The organism is Halorussus marinus (assembly GCF_004765795.1).
GTDB classification, from domain to species: domain Archaea; phylum Halobacteriota; class Halobacteria; order Halobacteriales; family Haladaptataceae; genus Halorussus; species Halorussus marinus.
The window spans coordinates 84,720-103,246 of record NZ_SBIV01000010.1 but is presented as its reverse complement, the minus strand read 5'-3'; the positions used below and the strand labels follow the sequence as shown (position 1 = coordinate 103,246).

Annotated in this window: 15 protein-coding genes; 8 read left to right on the top strand and 7 right to left on the bottom strand. The window is 65.9% G+C overall.

Features of this window, described 5'->3' with window-relative positions:
- Positions 1-925 precede the first annotated feature (925 nt).
- On the bottom strand, positions 926-1,231 hold the full coding sequence (locus EPY72_RS17150) for a non-histone chromosomal MC1 family protein (protein WP_134672476.1): 306 nt from the start codon (positions 1,229-1,231) through the stop codon (positions 926-928).
- A 253-nt stretch (positions 1,232-1,484) separates the two neighbouring features.
- On the opposite strand from EPY72_RS17150, the gene EPY72_RS17145 reads away from it, so the two are divergent.
- Together EPY72_RS17145 and EPY72_RS17140 are read left to right on the top strand one after the other, a co-directional pair.
- Positions 1,485-1,682: a hypothetical protein gene (locus EPY72_RS17145; RefSeq protein ID WP_134672474.1), complete on the top strand. Its 198-nt coding sequence runs from the start codon at positions 1,485-1,487 to the stop codon at positions 1,680-1,682.
- Between the two features lie 45 nt (positions 1,683-1,727).
- The gene (locus tag EPY72_RS17140; protein ID WP_135807210.1) at positions 1,728-2,783 is read left to right on the top strand and encodes a quinone-dependent dihydroorotate dehydrogenase; all 1,056 of its coding nucleotides are present in this window, start codon (positions 1,728-1,730) and stop codon (positions 2,781-2,783) included.
- Positions 2,784-2,797: 14 nt separating this feature from the next.
- Here EPY72_RS17140 and pheT read toward each other — a convergent pair whose 3' ends face one another.
- The 4 genes from pheT to EPY72_RS17120 all read right to left on the bottom strand — a co-directional run bounded on the left by pheT (position 2,798) and on the right by EPY72_RS17120 (position 9,053).
- Positions 2,798-4,549: a phenylalanine--tRNA ligase subunit beta gene (gene pheT, locus EPY72_RS17135; protein WP_135807209.1), complete on the bottom strand. Its 1,752-nt coding sequence runs from the start codon at positions 4,547-4,549 to the stop codon at positions 2,798-2,800.
- Positions 4,549-6,057, bottom strand: a complete 1,509-nt coding sequence (gene pheS, locus EPY72_RS17130) for a phenylalanine--tRNA ligase subunit alpha (RefSeq protein ID WP_135807208.1) — start codon at positions 6,055-6,057, stop codon at positions 4,549-4,551. Before pheS ends, pheT begins: the two co-directional genes overlap by 1 nt.
- 623 nt (positions 6,058-6,680) lie before the next feature.
- Positions 6,681-7,859: an aspartate kinase gene (locus tag EPY72_RS17125; protein ID WP_134672470.1), complete on the bottom strand. Its 1,179-nt coding sequence runs from the start codon at positions 7,857-7,859 to the stop codon at positions 6,681-6,683.
- Between the two features lie 111 nt (positions 7,860-7,970).
- On the bottom strand, positions 7,971-9,053 hold the full coding sequence (locus EPY72_RS17120; RefSeq protein WP_135807207.1) for an ATPase domain-containing protein: 1,083 nt from the start codon (positions 9,051-9,053) through the stop codon (positions 7,971-7,973).
- 100 nt (positions 9,054-9,153) lie between these two features.
- On the opposite strand from EPY72_RS17120, the gene EPY72_RS17115 reads away from it, so the two are divergent.
- Positions 9,154-9,558 (top strand): hypothetical protein, encoded by a 405-nt coding sequence (locus EPY72_RS17115; protein WP_135807206.1) that lies wholly within the window; start codon positions 9,154-9,156, stop codon positions 9,556-9,558.
- A 189-nt stretch (positions 9,559-9,747) separates the two neighbouring features.
- Here the strand turns inward: EPY72_RS17115 and EPY72_RS17110 are convergent, their stop codons facing one another.
- Positions 9,748-11,346 (bottom strand): DNA-directed DNA polymerase II small subunit, encoded by a 1,599-nt coding sequence (locus EPY72_RS17110; RefSeq protein WP_135807205.1) that lies wholly within the window; start codon positions 11,344-11,346, stop codon positions 9,748-9,750.
- A 105-nt stretch (positions 11,347-11,451) separates the two neighbouring features.
- Between EPY72_RS17110 and EPY72_RS17105 the strand changes: the two genes are divergently transcribed.
- Positions 11,452-12,270: a S24/S26 family peptidase gene (locus EPY72_RS17105; RefSeq protein WP_135807204.1), complete on the top strand. Its 819-nt coding sequence runs from the start codon at positions 11,452-11,454 to the stop codon at positions 12,268-12,270.
- Positions 12,271-12,342: 72 nt separating this feature from the next.
- Here EPY72_RS17105 and EPY72_RS17100 read toward each other — a convergent pair whose 3' ends face one another.
- Positions 12,343-13,833 (bottom strand): Cdc6/Cdc18 family protein, encoded by a 1,491-nt coding sequence (locus tag EPY72_RS17100; RefSeq protein ID WP_135807203.1) that lies wholly within the window; start codon positions 13,831-13,833, stop codon positions 12,343-12,345.
- 1,310 nt (positions 13,834-15,143) lie between these two features.
- On the opposite strand from EPY72_RS17100, the gene EPY72_RS17095 reads away from it, so the two are divergent.
- The 4 genes from EPY72_RS17095 to EPY72_RS17080 all read left to right on the top strand — a co-directional run bounded on the left by EPY72_RS17095 (position 15,144) and on the right by EPY72_RS17080 (position 18,526).
- Positions 15,144-15,785, top strand: a complete 642-nt coding sequence (locus EPY72_RS17095) for an Era-like GTP-binding protein (protein ID WP_134672464.1) — start codon at positions 15,144-15,146, stop codon at positions 15,783-15,785.
- Between the two features lie 4 nt (positions 15,786-15,789).
- Entirely contained in the window at positions 15,790-16,188 is a 399-nt protein-coding gene (locus tag EPY72_RS17090) for a DUF2073 domain-containing protein (RefSeq protein WP_134672463.1), read from the top strand.
- Positions 16,188-16,922: an OapC/ArvC family zinc-ribbon domain-containing protein gene (locus EPY72_RS17085; RefSeq protein ID WP_135807202.1), complete on the top strand. Its 735-nt coding sequence runs from the start codon at positions 16,188-16,190 to the stop codon at positions 16,920-16,922. The genes EPY72_RS17090 and EPY72_RS17085 overlap by 1 nt, the downstream gene beginning before the upstream one ends.
- Before the next feature lie 125 nt (positions 16,923-17,047).
- Positions 17,048-18,526 (top strand): MATE family efflux transporter, encoded by a 1,479-nt coding sequence (locus tag EPY72_RS17080; RefSeq protein WP_135807201.1) that lies wholly within the window; start codon positions 17,048-17,050, stop codon positions 18,524-18,526.
- Position 18,527 lies beyond the last annotated feature (1 nt).

Sequence of the window (18,527 nt, the reverse complement as noted above, 5' to 3'; positions counted from 1 at the left end):
AGCAATGGCCTCCGGCAGGATCAACCGGAATGGTTGCCGAACCACGAAGGGTTCGGTGGGTCTCTGGCGGAAGCAACTGAATGCTAAATGTCCGTCAGTTCGACGACGCCAAACCAAATCGTTGGTCGGGTGTCACCGAACTACCAGGGCTAACATCAGATCCCATCGTGTACGGCGGACCGCAGGGGTGGAATCCTCATTTCCTTCGGACCTGAACGTTTGCTTCGATCGGTCTTAAACCCATCGAAGCGGGTTCGGTCCGAGATCGCGACGCGAGTTGAACGCGTCCCGAATCACGTCGTGTCGTTTGCTGCATTACGATTCGAACCGCCCTATTCATTTAAGGGCGTCGAACCGGGCCGGCCTTCGGCGGGAAGACCCCCGAAGGCTCGTGCACATTCAATCCAAATGCCCCAGTATCACTTAAGGGCGTCGGATCGAGCTCGCCTCGGCCGTCCCGAATCGAGGGACGCCGTCGACGTTCTATCCGAGTAGCCCACTACACTTAAGGGCATTGGATCGGTTGTCTTGCGGAAGTCGGCCGAGGCGCCTCAAAAAGGCGCCGGTTCTCGCCGAGTTCCGGAGGCCCAAACCGCGGGACCTCGTTCGCATTCCTAACGAATGCCGGGTTACACTTAAGGCCGTCGAACCCGAACTTCTTCGGGGTGCAGTACCGTGGCATGCCAGTGCGAGAGATAGCGCGCCGATGGTAGAGCGACGGCTGAGCGAGGGCGAAAGCTGTGGCGCGGGAGGAGAACGACCGATCGTCCGGCGCGTCGTGCGCGTCGTCACGGCGTGTGTTGCCCGCGCGTGTCCCACTAACGCCACCAGCGCTATAACGGCTCGCATCTCGTGCGCGTTCGGGGGACGTCGGGGCGTTCACTACTGCGCGGCGAAAACAAATACGGAGTCGCTGCCCGCCGGCTTACTCATCGAGGTGTTCGATACCCTGCTTCGAGACGTTAGCCTCGGTGATTTCGTCGGGCATCCAGTCGGGCTTGTCGTCGGGGGCCTGTTCGTGCCACGCCCAGCCCTCGTAGATGTGTACTTTGTCGGTGCCTTTCTCGCGGAGACGGATCTCCGTCTGGTCGGCGTCGTCCTCCGACGGCGCCGGTTCGAGTCGGCGAGCCGCCTTGAGAGCCGCCTGTCGGGGGGTGTTCCCGGAGAACACGCTCGACTCGTCGCCCGACTCACGCAGCGCGAAATTTCGCTTACCATCTTCACGTACCATGGTTTTCTCCTCCATGCCAACCCAGCACAGGACCCATTATAAATATATCGCCGATATGAGTCGTTCGCGGCGAAACTATTAAATACGACGGTGGCGCCGTCGGGTGTTTTTTCGGCCGAACCGCGCAGTCTGTGCGATTTCGCCCCGAAACGATAAGCAGTCCGAGTGGTCGAACTCGAAGCGGCCCGTCGAGATGGGTCGGTCGAAAACACTTAAGTACATTCTGTGGCGAACCAACTGGTAGGATACCGCGATGGTACGGAAAAAGAAGCTCAGCCCGAGCGGGGCGAAAGGCGAGGACGGCGAGTACCACAACGTCCACATCAATCTCCACGAAGACGAGCTGGCCGTCGCCGGGATGGACATCGGTGACGAGGTGTTCGTTCGCGTCCGCGAGGACAAGATCATCATCCAGAAGGCCAACAAAGACGAGGTCGAACACGAGTTCTGAAGCCGAGCGGGGGATTTTTACCGCTCCGGACGGGGTAGACGGACGATGAACGCTTACGACGCCGTGAAGCCGCTTCTTTTCTCCCTTCCGCCCGAAACCGCACACGGGCTCGTCCATCGCGGGCTCGAAGCCACACAGGGGACGCCGCTCGCGGACGCGCTCGCGACTCGCTATCGGGTCGAAGACGACCGCCTCCGCGTCTCGGCGTTCGGTCAGGAGTTCGCCAACCCGGTCGGGGTCGCGGCCGGGTTCGACAAGAACGCGCAGGTGCCCTCGGTGCTGGGAACCCTCGGCTTCGGACACGTCGAAGTCGGCGGAGTCACCGCCGAGCCCCAAGACGGCAACCCTCGTCCGCGGATGTTTCGTCTGCGCGAGGACGAGGCCATCGTCAACCGAATGGGACTGAACAATCGAGGCGCAGAGGCGGTCGGCGGCCGCCTCGCGGCGACCGACGCGCCCGTCCCCGTGGGCGTCAACCTCGCCAAGACCGAGCACGTCGACGCCGCGGCGGCGCCCGCAGACTACCGACGAACGTACGAGGCGGTCGCCGACGGCGGGGACTTTTTCGTCGTCAACGTCTCGTGTCCCAACTCCGAGGGCTTTCGTGAGCTACAGAACCGCGAATCGATGGCGGCTATCCTCGGCGAACTCCTCGACGCGGGCGCGAGCCCCCTGCTGGTCAAACTCTCTCCCGACCTCCCGGATCCCGCGGTCGAGGACGCCCTCGACCTCGTGAACGAACTCGGCCTCGACGGCGTTATCGCGACAAACACGACGACAGACCGACCGGAGGGGCTCCGAAGCCACAACCGCGCCGAGACGGGCGGGCTCTCGGGGAAGCCGATCGAGGGCCGGGCCACCGAGATGGTCCGGTTCGTCGCCGACCGTACGGACGTCCCGGTCGTCGGCGTCGGCGGAGTGTTCACCGCCGAGGACGCCTACCGGAAGATCCGCGCGGGCGCGCGTGTGATTCAACTCTATACCGGACTGGTTTACCGGGGCCCGTCCATCGCGCGCGACATCAACGAGGGGCTCCTCGAACTGCTGGACCGCGACGGCTTCGATAACGTCGAGGACGCCGTAGGCGCGGATCTCGACTGACGAGGTCGAGGCCGTTACGCCAGCGCGTCCAGTCGGAACTCGAAGGCCGCGACGGGGAGTTCGAGGTCGTGTTCGACGAGCACTTCGGGGTGGATTTCGCCGATAACGCCCACGTCTTCGCCGTCGATGACGACCGCCGCGGCGCGCCCGTCGATGAACGACGGGTGGTCGGTCGCCGGGGTTTCGAGGTCGGCGTCGAAGTTGCGCGTGATCGCCTGCAAGCGGGCCTTCGCGTCCTCGTAGGAGGCGTCGTGGCGCGCGAGGACGCCCGCGACCGTCCGGCGTTCCGCGACGCCAGTGTTCTCGGCGTCGTCGACCCGGGCCGCGAGCCCGATCTCCGCGAGGTCCTGCGGATACCCCCGATGGGTGTTGTTTTCGAGCACCATCATGAGCGACGGGAGCGCCCACGTCCGGAGCATGGTGTAGTCCTCGCTGTACGGTTCGAGGATGGTCGCGGGCTCGGCGGCGCCCGTGACGACGTGGTCGAGGTCGGCGTCGCTTCCCTCCGGCCGAGAGATCCGCATCCGGTCGAAGTTCTCCGGCTCGCTGATCATGTGGAAGTTCAGCAGGTCCTCGAAGCCGAGTCCGACCAGCACCTCGCGGGCGGCGTCTTCGAGTTTCGAGCGGTCGTGGCGGCCGCCGACCGTCCCCACGTCGGGGTAGCGCGGTTCGAGGTCGTTGAAACCGTAGGCCCGCCCCACGTCGTCGACGACGTCGAGGGGGTGGAGCACGTCCACCCGGTAGGGCGGCACCTCGACCGTGTAGGCGACCTCGTCGTCGCCGACTTCCTCGGGGTCGGCGTCGAGGCCCGACCGTTCGAGGAGGTCGACCACGCGCTCGGCGCTCAGATCGATCCCGAGCAGGCTCTCGATCCGGTCGTGGGTCACCGTCTTCTCTCGGACCTCGAAGTCGGGGCGCACGAGCGTCCGGTCGGGGTACTCGACCTCGACCGCTTCGACCTTCGCGCCCCGGGCGTCGAGCGCATAGCAGATGATGTTGCACATCCGGTCGATGGTCCACTGGTCGGTGCCGGTTAGTTCGACGAACAGGTCCCGCGAGTCTGTCGAGACCTCGGTCCGCCGGCCGTTGATGACCGGCGGGAACGAGAACAGCCCGATGTCGTCGTAGATCGCGGGGTAGCGGTCGTACTCGGCCACGAGGTCGGCGTACGTCTCGCCGGTCGGATGCGAGTCCAGAACGTCCGCGGGCGTCATCTCCGCGTCGGCGTCCAAGGGAACGAACCGGTCGCCGTCGGGGTCGACGCCCCGGTAGGTGATGGAGTTGCCGGCGGCCGACTGCCCCTCGACGGCGGCGGCTTCCCCTTTCAGCATCGTCAGGTCGTGGATACCGATCGCACCCTTCGCGCGCTTGCGGCCCATCGTGGCGTGGAGCTTCTCCTGGAGCTGGATGAGCGAGTCGAGCGCGTCCTCGTCGAGGCTCACGTCCCGGATCACGGCGCCGGTCACGTACGGCCGCTCGTCGGGGACGCTCTCGTCGACCGCGATGGTCCAGTCGGCGTCGTTCGTGCCGGGGACGTAGACGCCGCGGTCGTCGCCGTACTGGTAGCGAAGCGACCGCGCGACGCCTTCGACCGAGAGCCGGTCGAGGCGGTCGGGCGCAAACTCCAGCTGGAGGTCGCCGTCCTCGGTCCGACCCTCGAACTCGAGTCCGAGCCCGAACATGTCGTCGATCAGTTCGTCGTCGCTCTTCTCGTCGTGGCCGGTCAGGTCCCGGAGTTCGTCGGGGTTCACGTCGACGACTGGCATCAGTGTAGCACCTCCGTCTCCCGCAGCAGTTCGAGGTCCGCGAGCGTCCCGTGGACGTCCCGGATGTCCTCGAAGCCGTACATCAGCATGAGCAGGCGTTCGAGCGCGAGCCCCCACGCCATTACGTCACAGTCGACTCCGAGGGGTTCGAGCACCTCCTCGCGGAACATTCCGGAGTTCCCGATCTCGACCATCTCACCCGTCGTCGGATGCGTGCCGAACAGCTCGAAGCTCGGCTCGGTGTAGGGGTTGTAGTGGGGCTTGAACTCGATGTCGGTGATGCCGAACTGGGCGTAGAACTCCTCGAAGGTGCCCATCAGGTCCCGGACCGAGAGGTCCTCGGCCATCACCCACCCCTCGATCTGGAAGAACTCGAGCAGGTGGGTCGGATCGAGGGTGTCGTTGCGGTACACCTTCTCGACGCTGAAAAAGCGCTGGGGCGGTTCGAGGTCGCCGACTTCGTTGCCCGAGAGGTACCGCATCGACAGCGAGGTGGTGTGGCCACGGAGGTCGACCCCCTTCGCGACCTCCTCGGTCCACGGCGAGTGGTAGCCCTCGCCGTCCTCGCCGACGCCGTTTCGGTGGGCGTCCCGGACGCGTTCGACCAACTCCTCGGGAAGCTCGTCGATCTCGCGCGGGGTCTCTAACGCGAACTGGTCCCAGTGAGTCCGCGCGGGGTGGTCCTGTGGCATGAACAGGCAGTCGTTGATCCAGAACTCCGCGTCGACGTGAGGGCCCTCCATCTCCTCGAAACCCATCCCGACGAGGGTGTCTTTGACCCTGTTTGCGGTCTGGCGGAGGATGTGGGTCTTGCCGCCGTCGACGCGCTGGGCGTCGGCCTCGACGTTGTACTCGGCGAACTCCACGTCGCGCCACTCCCCGGAGGTCAGCATCTCGGGGGTGAGCTGGCCCACGGTCTCGGCGGTCTCGACGCCCTCCATCAGCGCGGTCACGCCCGCGTCGGTGAGCGTCACCGTCCGGACGGTCGACTCGTCGCGCTCGATCAGTTCGCGACGGTCTAGCTGGTCGAGGACCGCCTCGTCGGCGACGGCCTCGCCGGCGTCGAGGTCTGCCAGTGCGCCGGCCTCGGCGTCGCTCTCGGGGTCGGCGTCGGGGTCGGCGGTGATCTCGCCGCTCTCGATCACGCCGTACCCCTTCCGGGCGTAGTTCGAGAGCGCGATGTCGACGGCCGGACCTTCGAGCCCGGACTGTCCGATGACGCGACCCATCTCGACCGGGTCGGCGTCGGCCCCGGCGTCGAGGGCGGTCTCGTACAGGTCGACCTCCGGCAGGTCCGAATCGAGGTACTCGCGGGCCTCGTCGGTGAGCGTCACCGTCTCCTCGATCGACTCCTTGACGGCGACCAGCCCCTCGTCTTCGAGTTCGAAGACGGTGCCGGTGACCGTCTCGGGCTTGTGGCCCGTCTCGTCGGCCAACCGTTCGATACTCCGCGACTCGTCGGCGCTCGCGGCCCGCAGGACCGCGGCCTGTGACTCTGGTAGTTTCATCGTGCGTGGTGTGCTCTTGATGGGTACAACCCTGTGCGACCGTTTATCGTTTCTGAAGCGCGTCCGATGCGCGCGGCTCCGGGTCGGACGCCCCGAGCGGTTTCGTCGCCGGCGAGTTCTCGCTCGACGGGGGAGTCCGCCGCTCTCAGTTCAGGCCGCGAAGAAAAAGTCGAACCCCGCGTCCGAGTGGCGTCGCCGTGGCTGGCCGTCGATCCCACCGAGTCGGGGTTCGTATGGCATACCCGGAAGTTGTTCGCAATCGCTCAAAAGCGTTTGGGAGAACGTCGCGCACTCGCCGGACGAAGACGGGTGCGAAGACGCATCAGTCCACACGTTTTCACCGTGACTGCCGACCCACGGGATACCGCGCAAGCGCGTGCACGAGCAATCGCATCACGAGCGAACGGGCGTGAGCGAGCGGATCAAGCGACGACCGAAGGGAGGAGCGCCGCGTCTGCGTGAGCGGAGAACGCAGGCTCGGGAGAGTTTCGCTCTCCCGGTGTTTTTGATCGAGATTTTGCAAGCGAGCGCCGCTCGGGGCGTCTCGGCGAGCGAAGCGAGCCGAGGCTCGAAAGACGCGAAGCGTCTTTCCGTGCGACCGCTGTAAAAAGTCGTAGGTCGTGTTAAAACTGCCGTTGGACGATCTCTAAGGTCTCCTCGCGGTCGTCCCAGTCGACGAACACCGCGACGCTGGTCGCGCTGGTGATGAGGTCGTGGATGTTGATGTGGGCGTCCGAGAGGGGGTCGACGAAGTTCCGGATGACGCCGGGCTGGTTGGGGAGTTCCCCGCCGGTGACCCGGATGGCCGCCACTTCGTCGTCGACGGTGACGCTCGACAGCGACTCGCCGTCGATGACCTCGCGATGGAGGATGTTCTCGGCGCGCTCGGCGACGTCCTCGTCGACGTAGAAGGTGATCGAGTCCATCCCGCTGGCGGCCGCGTCGATGTTGATGTCGCTGTCGCCCAGCGCCGTCGAGAGGTCGGCGAGGATCCCCGGCTGGTTCCGGATGGCCCGGCCCGCGACCGTGAGGCAGGCCAGGGGCTCCTCGCGCATGTCGATGAGGTTCTCGAACTCCCCGATGATGTCGGTGCCGCCCGCGAGCAGGTCGCCGTGCTGGTAGTGGACCACACGGACGTCGAGGGTCTCGTCCTTGTACGAGAGCGCGCTGGGCGCGACGACTTCGGCCCCGCGGAACGAGAGGTTCCGGAGTTCGTCGACCGAGATCTTCCCGACGTTGCGCGCGCCTTCGACAACATGGGGGTCGCCGGTCATCACGCCTTCCACGTCGGTGACGATGACCACCTCGTCGGCGTCGATGTAGTTGCCGAGCATCACGGCGGTCGTGTCCGAGCCCCCGCGCCCGAGCGTGGTGACGTTGCCCTCGTCGTCCTCGGCGAGAAAGCCCGTGATCACCGGGACCACGTCGCCGAGTTCGGCCGCGAGCTCCGCGACCGCCGCCTTCGTCCGCTCGGCGTCGACCTCGCCGTGGCCGTCGGTGTAGATCGGCCACCGGCCCGAGCCGGGCTCGACGAAGACCGCCTCGACGCCCCGAGACGAGAGCGCCGCCTTCAGCATCCGGACGCTGGTGCGTTCGCCCATGCTGACGATCTCGGCGCGGTCGGGATCGTCGGCCTCGAACTCGATCTCGTCGAGGAGTTCGTCGGTGGTGTTGCCCATCGCGCTCGCGACGACCGCGATCTCGTGGCCCTGCGCGACCGCGTCCGCGATGGAGTCGGCCGCCCGGTTGATGCGATCGCCGCTGCCGAGGCTCGTCCCGCCGAACTTGGCTACGACGCGCATACGATCACCTGTGGACTGGTCGGCCCTCGCGTGCGGGTAGTAAACATATGGGAGAGTAGCTGTGGCGTGCAGATAACTGCTTTCATGTGCGAGAAGCTTGCCGGCCGGGAATCACTCCTCACGGGGGCCCGGAGCGTCCGGCGAGTGGGCGTTTGGCTCTGCGTCGGCGGGCGATCGCTCGGCGGGGCCGGGGGCGTCGGAGTCCGGATCGACGGGACCGTCGCCCTCGGCGGGGTCGTCCATCTCCGCGATCGGGTCGAACGTGACCAGCCCCCGACCTGCGGTGAACTCGTAGGCGGTCCACTCCGGGATCGACAGCACGCCGTTCATCTTCCGGATCCGGAGCCGCTTGATGAGGGTGTCTCGGACGATCGAGCCGTTCATCTGCATGTCGACGATGCCGTCGACCGCGTACCCGAGGTCGTGGGGGAACGTCCGCTCCTCGCCGGTGATGGTCCCCCCGGCGAACACCGGGACGAACCGGCCTTTACAGACGTCGGCCCGGACGTCTTTCACGCAGTCGTAGGCCCGTATCGGCTGGACGAGCGTACCGAACTCCGTCAGCGAGTCGATCGTCACGACGCCGGCGTCGGTCATCCCGAGCGCTTCGAGACACCCGTCGAGTTTGTTCTGGAGTTCGCTCACGTCGCTCGGGTCTCTGACCGTCTCGGTCACGTCCCGGGCGATCCGGCGGATGTGGCTTGTCCACTCGTTCATCCGGTCGAACATCCGGTCGCGATCGCTCACCCGATACGTGAAACAGTCGAGGATGTGGAGCCGCCCCGACTCCAGATACGGCAGGACGTTCCAGTCGAGCGCGAGGAAGTTCTCGACGACCGAGACCGGCGGCTCGGTGAAGGTGACGACGACTGCGGGCTCGTCGCGCTCTAGGGCGCGCCAGACGAGTTCGGCCAGTAGCGTCTCGTTACGGGCGCCCTCGTCGCTCGACACCAGCACGAACGAGTTGCGCGGAAGTCCTTGAGGAAGGCCCGCGTCGAGGCCCGACACGCCGGTCCGCATCCGACGGTGGCCGTGGTACTCGGTGAACACCCGATCGGTCTCGCGCATCGCCGTCCGACACGCCTCCGAGCAGAACTCGTAGGTAGCACCCCGATGGCTCAGCGTCTCGCGGCCACACGATAAGGGGAGCCGACAGAAGTCACAGAGCCGGGGGGCGTCGTCCGTGTCACTCATACGCGCGGATACGGAGCCGACCGAGAAGAAACTACGCGTCGCCGGCCATCGCGACGGGGTCCCCGCGGGCTTTAACTTCGCGGTCGTCTAATCGAAACCAGTGCGTGTACGAGACGCGGTCGAGGACGACGACGACGCGCTCGGCGAGTTCGCCGACGCGCCCGCGGAAGTGATGCGTAACGTGGTCCACGACCGGACGGTCCGAGTGGCCGAAACGGAGGCCGACGGCGAGACCGAAATCGTCGGCTTCGTCGGCTTCGACGCGATGCCCGGCACCGTCCGGGTGACGTATCTCCGCGGGTCGCCCGACGCCCGCGAGCGCCTGCTCGAGGAGCCGATCCGATTCGCCCGCAAGGAGGGGATGAGCGTCGAAGTGTTGGTCCCCGAACGCGAGGAGGGGACGGCGTCGGTCGTCGAGGCGGCGGGGTTCGAACCCGCCGGGAGCGGTCCGCGGTTCGACGGGGGCCGCACCCTGAAGTACCGGCTCGACCCGCCCTCGGGGTGAGGACGATCGACGGGTCGGGATCTGGTCGGGCGGCGTCGGAGGAGTCGTCGGCGACGCCACGGATGAGACGATCAGCTCCCATCGCCACGCGAGGCGGATCGCGGCCGAACCCCTCCGTTTCGGGTGGAGCCTTCGGTACCGCGCCACACGGTCGACCCGAGATCCGAGGAGGCGTCGCGACGCGGAGAATCAGCTGAACTTCCGGACGGTCATGTCGAGGGTGTCGAGGTCGAGAATCGGCGCGAAGCCTGCGTCTGGGTCGATGTTCACCGACTTCTGGAACGCGGTCTGAGCCTGCCAACAGCCGGAGTTGACCGCGAGCACGTTGTGGTACTTCCCCCACCCGAGCTTGTGGACGTGGCCGGTGTGGAACACGTCCGGGACCTGATCCATCACGAGGTAGTCTCGCTCCTCGGGCGCGAGGCGGGTCTTGCCGCCGAACTGCGGGGCGACGTGGCGCTTTTTCAGGAGTTGGTACATCGCCTTGTGTGGCTCCTCGTAGCTCGCCTTCTCCTCGGGGAGTTCGGCGATGACCTCGTCGAGCGAGACCCCGTGGTACATCAGGACGTCGACGCCCTCGACGGTCACCGTCGAGGGGTTGCCGGTGATCTCGGCGTCGTGAGCCGACATGATCGACCGGAGTTCGTCGTCGAAGCCGGGTTGGGGTTCGGCGAGTCGGACCGCGTCGTGGTTGCCCGGGATCATGACGATGTCGAGATCCCCGGGCACCTCCTTGAGGTGTTCGGAGAACTGCTCGTACTGATCGTAGATGTCGACGATGTCGAGTTCCTCGTCTTGATCCGGGTAGACGCCGACGCCTTCGACCATGTCACCGGCGAGCAGGAGGTACTCGACGCGTTCGGCCTCCTCTGTGTGGAGCCAGTCGGCGAACCGCGACCACGCGTCGGCCATGAACTCCTGGCTCCCGACGTGGACGTCGCTGATGAGCGCGGCCTGGACGTGGCGGTCGGCGGTCGAGGGCTCGTAGGTCCGGGGCACGTCCGGGAAGTACAGCGAGTCGACGAACAGGATGCCGTCGCCGTCGTCGTTGTCGTCCGAGAGCGTGCCCTCGACGGCGATGACCTCGTCGAAGAGGAGTTCGTCGACCACGTCGGCGAACTCCCGGTCTTTCATCACCAGACAGGGGTACGTCCCGCTGGTGTCTTCGAGTTCGATGAGCCAGTGACCGCTCGCGGTCGAGCGGATGTCGCTGATCATCCCGACGATGGCGGTGTCGCCGCCGCCGGGCATCTTCCGAACCGCGGACGTCGGTCGGACGTTGACCCGCGAGCGAAGTTGCGAGGAGAGGCGCTTGTACCGGTCGCGAAACACCGAGACGAAGTCCTCGTACTCGCCGGTTCCGGTGCTCTCGCCGGTCACATCGCCCGCGATGTCGAGCGACCGCGCGTCGAGGTCGGGGTCCCGGACGAACTGCTCGGGCCGAGAGGCGTCTCGGTCCGCGCTTTCTACCCCCTTCGTTTCGTCTGCGCTTCGTCGTTCTGTCTCTCGATTGGCGCTGTTTTTCGCTCCAGTAGAAGCAGAGGTGTTCGGGGCGGGCGGTTCGGGGCTCGCGATGTCCGCGTTCGCGTTCGCGCCGGCGTCGTCGAGGACGCGACGGACGTGGTCGGCCGAGAGCTTCAGCGCGTCGTCGGGGGCGCGTTCGACCGCGGCCGCGAGCGCGAGCCCCGGTTCGTCGGCGCCCGCGAGCAGCGTCACCGCCTCGGGATCGGCGTTGTACCCGCGGCTGGTGAGTTCGCTGACGATGCGGGCCGGGGTCTCCATCGGCACGTACGCCACATTTCGGGGCGGAAGCAAAAGCGTGCCGAACCGATCCGGGCGTTCGGCGCCGGTGACCCGGAAAATTGACAACCTCGGACGGGTAAGGTGGGGCCGATGAGTGCTCCCCGCGACGACACTTCGTCGGACGAGTCCGCCGACGACGGTAGCCGGGGCGACACTGCGGCGTCGCCGTCGGGGTCGAACGACGGGCTCGGACCGGACGCTCAGTCGGGATCGCGCTCGGACGCGCCGGCGGCCCGGTCGAACGGCCCGCCGGGACCGCGCTCGGACGGCGGCGAGGCGAGCGACACCGGGCCGATCGCGCTGATCGGGCGCTTCCGCCGGAGCGACCACGGGGCGGTCGTGTTCGTCCGCGAACTGCTGAGTAGCGCCGCGATTGTCGTGGCGATCGGACTGTTGCTGTTCGCCGCGAGCGGCGTCTGGCCGCCGATGGTCGCCATCGAGAGCGGGAGCATGGAACCCCAGATGTACAAGGGCGATCTGGTGTTCGTGATGGAGGAAGGCCGCCTCGCCCCCGACGTCGCGCACGCCGACACCGGAATCGTGACGTATCGGGCCGGCGCCGAGGCGGGCTACTCGAAGTTCAACAACCCCGGCGACGTGATCATCTACACGCAGAACGGCGACCCCGGAAGGACGCCCATAATACACCGCGCGATGTTCTGGGTCGAGAGCGGCGAGAACTGGTACGACGAGGCCAACAAGCAGTACCTGCGAGCCGACAACTGCGGGGAACTCGCGAACTGCCCGGCGCCCCACGCCGGGTTCATCACGAAGGGGGACAACAACGGCGAGTACGATCAGGCCAGACGGATCTCGACGGTCGTGAAACCCGACTGGGTCCGCGGGACCGCAGAGGTCCGGATCCCGTGGCTCGGATGGGTGCGCCTTTACTTCTCGGGGGCCGCGTAGCCCCTCCGTTTCGGGTGGACAACGTTTCGACCGTGAAAGCCCGCCGTTTCGGGTCGAGCGTAACGAGCGTCGTCAGTTGTCGAACCGGGCCTGTACGAACGGCTGGACGTTCTCGATGTCGCCGAGTCGCGAGTCGGACATCAACACCGCCTCGGTCTCGTCGATCGGCACCGAGAGGCTGATCTCCTTCGTGCGGCCGTACCGGCCCTTCGAGACGACGACCGCGTTCACGATTCCGAGCATGTCGAGTTCGCTGATGAGGTCGGTCACCCGGCGCTGGGTGAGCACGTCGGCGTCGATCTCCTCGCAGAGGCGCTTGTAAATGTTGTACACCTCGCCGGTGTTGATGTTGTGGACGCCGTTTTTCTCGAGCGAGATGATCGAGAACAGCACGAGCTTCGACTGGGTCGGGAGCGTCCGGACCACCTCGACCACGCGGTCGAGTTCGATCTTCTCTTGGGCCTTCCGGACGTGGGTCTCGGTCACGCCCTCCGACTGGTCGCGCTCGGCGAGTTCCCCCGCGGTCCGGAGCAGGTCGAGCGCCCGGCGGGCGTCGCCGTGCTCCTGTGCGGCGAACGCCGCACACAGCGGGATCACGTCGTCGCTGAGCGCGTCGGCCTTGAACGCCACGTCGGCGCGGTGCTGGAGGATGTCCCGGAGCTGATTGGCGTCGTAGGGCGGAAAGACGATCTCCTCCTCGCCGAGCGAGGACTTCACCCGGGGGTCGAGGAAGTCGGTGAACTTGAGGTCGTTCGAGATGCCGATGATCGAGACCCGGGAGTTGTCCAGTTCGGAGTTCATCCGCGAGAGGTTGTAGAGGGTGTCGTCGCCGGACTTCTCGACCAGCTTGTCGATCTCGTCGAGCATGATGACGACCACCCGTTCCTCGTAGTCGACCGCGTCGAAGAAGGTGCTGTAGACACGGTCGGTCGGCCAGCCGGTCATCGGGACCGACTCCATCTCCTCGCGGTCGGCCTCGCGCTCCTCGATCCGGGCGGATATCTCCGCCGTCGAGTCGAACTCGGTGTCCGCGAGCGCGGCGGGGTCGGCGGTCGCCTCCTCGCGGAGCGCCGACAGCTCCTCGATGCGACCGGTGACGAACTCCCGGTTTGACTCGATGAACTTGTTCGCGAGCTGGGCGAGCACGCGATACTGGGTGTCGGTCACCTCGCAGTTGATGTACTCGACGTTGCAGGGGACGTCGTACTTCTGGGAGGTGCTCTCTAGCTCCTTGCTGACGAACTTCGCGCTGGCGGTCTTGCCGGTCCCGGTCTTGCCGTAGATGAGGATGTTCGACGGCGTCTCTCCCCGGAGCGCCGCGACCAGAATCGTCGCCATGTTGTTGATCTGGTCTTTGCGGTGCGGGAGTTCGTGTGGCGTGTACGACGGCCGGAGGACCTCCTTGTTCTCGAAGATGGGCTCGCCCGACAGCAGATCGTCGAACAGGCCCTGGTCGTCGTCCTCGTCGTCGAGCACGACGTCGTCGAGGTCGACGTTCTCGAAGCTACTGTCGGGACTCACCTCGACCTCGTCGTCCGTCGGTTGCGTGTTTTCGTCAGACATGCGTGCGTTCCGACCCCTACGTTTCAGGTGGAAGACGCGCTTCGTACGACGAAATCCGGCGATACCGGCCGAGAGAGCCGGGAAGCCGAAGGCGAGAAGTCGCCGGCGCGTCCAGTTGATGCAAATGAACCAAAGGTCCAGGAGGGTATTAAACTCTTTCTTCTTTCCTCGGTGGCCGACCGAGTTCGCGGTCGAAACGATCTCCGGCGGGGGAGATCGCACGAAGTTCGCCGGAAAAAGTGGGACTCCAAGCGCCGTCTCGGACACGTATTATCTCCTAACTGTAAATATAGCTGTCATTTTCGTAGCGATAGTTCGCGGGCCGATCCTGAGTAGCCGCGACTCGATTCGCGCGGTGGTCTCACACTCACCCGAGAGAGCAGTTATCGGACCGACCCGATCGCTCGGACCGACCCCGGAAGATGGTGGCGAGGAACACTCCACCCCCCACCCCTTCGTTTCGGGTGGAGACGGAGAAACGCGGTGGGGCGGGGAGGGGGTCTCTAGAACCAGAGCATTTATTACAACATGGCTTAAACAATATCCGCGAACCAAAGCTAATCTATATTTTAGTTGTTTCGGATAGTGAATTATATCCGCCGATCGCTCCGAACCCGCACCCCCACCCCGGCGATTCGCCCGTTCCACTTGAAACGAAGGGGTGGGGGTGGTCGGAACGACGCCGCCCGAAGACCTCCTCCGTCGGCGTCGACGGACGAATAGTATGAACGTTCGCTAGCTTTCGAACTCTCGACCCGTCGAATCGAACGGTCGAGCGCGTTCAGTGGTCGAACCCGACCCCGTCTCTTTCTCCATTGGCTCGGGCTCACAACCCCCACGTTTCGATTGGAAACGCCGACCGACTCGACTCGAAATTCGGGGGCGAGTCGACTCTGATTCGAGTTCACCACCGAACCGGAGCGAGACGGTATCGAGTTCACTGCTGGTCGCAAACGACGCGTCGAAAGTCCGGCCCTTCACGCGCCCTCTCTGTCGAACCATCCACAGCACTCCAGCCCGACGAACCATCCACAGCACCCCAACCTGACGAACCATCTCCGACGTACCTCATATGGCTGAGATTCGCGTGCGGGCGATACACTCCCATAGCCCTCCGGGCCAGAGACATGCTAAACGAACTACTATCGACAGATCATGGAGATATAGTATCGGAACCGCTGTCAGATCCCGAATACGGGTTTTCGACACCACGTTGTCTGACGTAGGTTTAAGTGAGTGGGGTAATGTTGTTCGCGCAACAGCCCCCGTGACGGTACTCTTAACCGATAGCGGAGGACTGGGAGGAAAGGATGGGATTGTTCACGGATCTCAAAGACAGCGTATCCCGCGTCACTGACAAGCTATTCTCCGCACAGGAACCGAAGCGTATCGGCATCTACGGGCCGCCCAACGCCGGCAAGACGACGCTCGCGAACCGAATCGCCCGCGACTGGACCGGCGACGCCGTCGGTCCGGAGAGCCACATTCCACACGAAACCCGACGGGCCCGCCGCAAGGAGAACGTCGAGATCGAGCGCAACGGAAAGAAGGTAACGATCGACATCGTCGACACACCGGGGGTGACGACGAAGGTCGACTACGAGGAGTTCCTCGACCACGACATGGAAAAGGAAGACGCCGTCCGACGTTCCCGGGAGGCGACCGAGGGCGTCGCGGAGGCGATGCACTGGCTCCGCGAGGACGTGGACGGGGTCATCTACGTGCTCGACAGCACGACCGACCCGTTCACGCAGGTAAACACTATGCTCATCGGCATCATCGAGAGCCAGGACCTCCCGGTCTTGATTCTCGCCAACAAGACAGACCTCGAAGATTCGAGCGTTCAGCGCATCCGCAACGCCTTCCCTCAACACGAGACGATCCCCTCGTCGGCGCTGGAAGGCGACAACATGGACGAAGTGTACGAGAAAATCGCGGAGTACTTCGGGTGATACGATGCCGGAAGTGAAAGAGGACGGCCCCAACGACGGCGGAGGCGGCGTCCAGATCGATCTCATCGGCGCCGACCGGATGGCCGAGATGGCGTCGATGGAGAAGATACGGATGATACTCGACGGCGTCCGCGACGGCAACATCGTCATCCTCGAACAGGGGCTGTCCCCCGACGAGGAGAGCAAACTCATCGAGGTGACGATGACCGAGATCAGCCCCGACGAGTTCAACGGCATCGAGATCGAGACTTACCCCCGCTCGGAGACTTCCGACCAGAGCTTCCTCGACCGGCTGATGGGCAAGGAGTCGACCGCGAAGCTCACCGTCATCGGTCCCGCGAACCAGATCGAGACCCTCCACAAGGACGAGAACCTCATCAGCGCGCTCGTCTCCCGGAAATAATGCCCCACCAGTGTACCAACTGCGGACGCGCGTTCGCCGACGGCTCGAAGGAGATGCTCTCGGGGTGTCCGGACTGTGGCGGCAACAAGTTCCAGTTCCGGCCGTCGGGCGCGGTCGATCCCGGACCCGAAACGGGGGGCGCCGACGCGACCCCCCGCGACGCCGGCGGGACCGCCCCGAAGAAGGCCCCCGAAGCGGCCGACGCCCGATCCTCGGTCGGGGACGCCTCGGCGTCCGAGCGCGGGCCGACCGCGGGCGACGCGGAGGGCGACGACGGCGCGGGCGCCGTCGGTCGGGCGGCCGCGACCGTCCGCGACTGGGTGGGAACCGGCACCGAGACCGACCGGCGCGAGTCGCCGGGACGCGACACGGCCGACGCGGGGTCGCCCAATCCCGAGGCCGCCACGCGGTCCGCGACCGGCGAAGACACCGCGCAGGCGAGCGCGCGAAGCGACGTCGTCTCCGACGACGAACTCCCCGACGCTCCGGCCGCCGGACCCGAGACGCCGCCGGCCGGTGAGGTCGTCGATACGCCCGACGACGACTCGCCGGGGCTCGAAGAGCTCCGCGAGGAGCTCAACAGCCAGTTCGAGAGTATCCGGATCGTCGAGCCCGGGCAGTACGAACTCAACCTGATGGAGCTGTACGAGCGCGAGGAGTACATCATCGCGCTTCAAGAGGACGGCAAGTACGTCATCGAGGTGCCCGACGGCTGGGAAGAGCCCGACCGGTAGTCGCGAGCGGGCCGACCATCGGGGTGTGGGGAGCTGTTTTCAGCGCTGTGGCCCCGAGCGAGGACCGGCAACCGACGCGGTGATGCCAAAACGGTTTACACCGGCCACTCGAACCACTCGGACCGATGCTCGACGACGCCAAGCGCCGGGCGCGCGCCGTCGCGTTTCTCTTTCCGGCCGCGCTCGCGCGCCTCGGCCTGCTCGATCGCGAGAAGGGCGAGGAGGCGTTCGATCTGGCGGTTCCGGTGATGGTCACCGGCGGGATGCGCACACTGCTCCGGGTCGCGGACTTCTTCATGGTGGGACAGGCGATGGGGTCGACTGCGGTCGCGGCGCTCGAACTCGGATTTCAGTACTTCTTCGTCCCGTTCGGCATCTCGCTGGGACTGACCAGCGGTACCATCAGCGTCGTCTCGCGGTTCGAAGGCGCCGACGAACACGAGAAGGCCAACTTCGCGATCAAGCAGTCGCTGTGGATCGCGCTGTTGCTCGCGGTTCCGATCACCGCCGCGACGTGGGTGTACGCCGACGGCATGATCGCGCTGCTGACCGACGACCCCCGGACGATCGAACTCGGCGCGCTCTACCTCCGGATCATCATGCTGTCGGTCACGTTCCGGTTCTGGAGCATGATCGCCGCCCGAGCGCTCGCCGGCGTCGGCGACACCCGGACCCCGATGTACATCCGACTGCTCACCCTCCCGACGAACATCGGGCTGAACGCGGTCCTGATCTTCGGGCTGGGTCCGTTCCCGACTCTCGGCGTCGCCGGGGCGGCGTGGGGGACCGCCATCGCCAACACCCTCGCGGCGGTCCTGTTCACCGGCGTGCTCCTCTCGGGGCGGTTCTCGGTCCGACTCCCGCTCGGGGGCAAGCAGTGGGACTGGTCGATCGCGACCGAGATCGTCCGGGTGGGCCTGCCGCTGGCGGGGACCCGACTCGCCCGGACGTTCGGACGATTCCCGTTTCTGGTCGTGCTCACGACCCTCGGGACGCCGGTGGTCGCGGCCTACGCCATCGGCCGGCGAGTGATGTTGCTCGCGCTGATGCCCGCGTGGGGGTACTCGACCGCCTCCTCGACGCTCGTCGGCCAGTCGATCGGGGCGGGCAACGACGAGGAGGCCGACGCGTACGGCTGGCAGACTCTCCGGATCGCCCTGATAACCCAGTTGCTGATCGCGGTCGTGCTGGTCGCGGCGGCCAGACCGCTCGCGGTCGCGTTCGGCACCGAACACGTCGACCTGACGGTGACGTTCATCCGGGTGTTCGGACTCGGCGTCGCGGGCTTCAGCGTCTCGCGGACGATGCGGGGCGGCCTGCGGGGCGCGGGCGACACCCGCTGGCCGTTCTACGGCACGATCGTGGGGAGCTATCTGTTCAAGCTCCCGATCGCGTTCCTCGCGGTCGCGCCGGGGGTCGCGCTGTTCTCGGTCGGGCCGTGGACGCTCGCGCCCGGCCTCGGGCTGGGACTGACCGCGGTGTACGTCTCCATCGTCGGGGACATGTACGTCCGGGCGGCGGTCAACGTCTTCCGGTTCTGGACCGGCGAGTGGAAGCGGATTGCCCGCGAATCCGACGTCGGCGCGGGCACCGGCGCGGACTGAC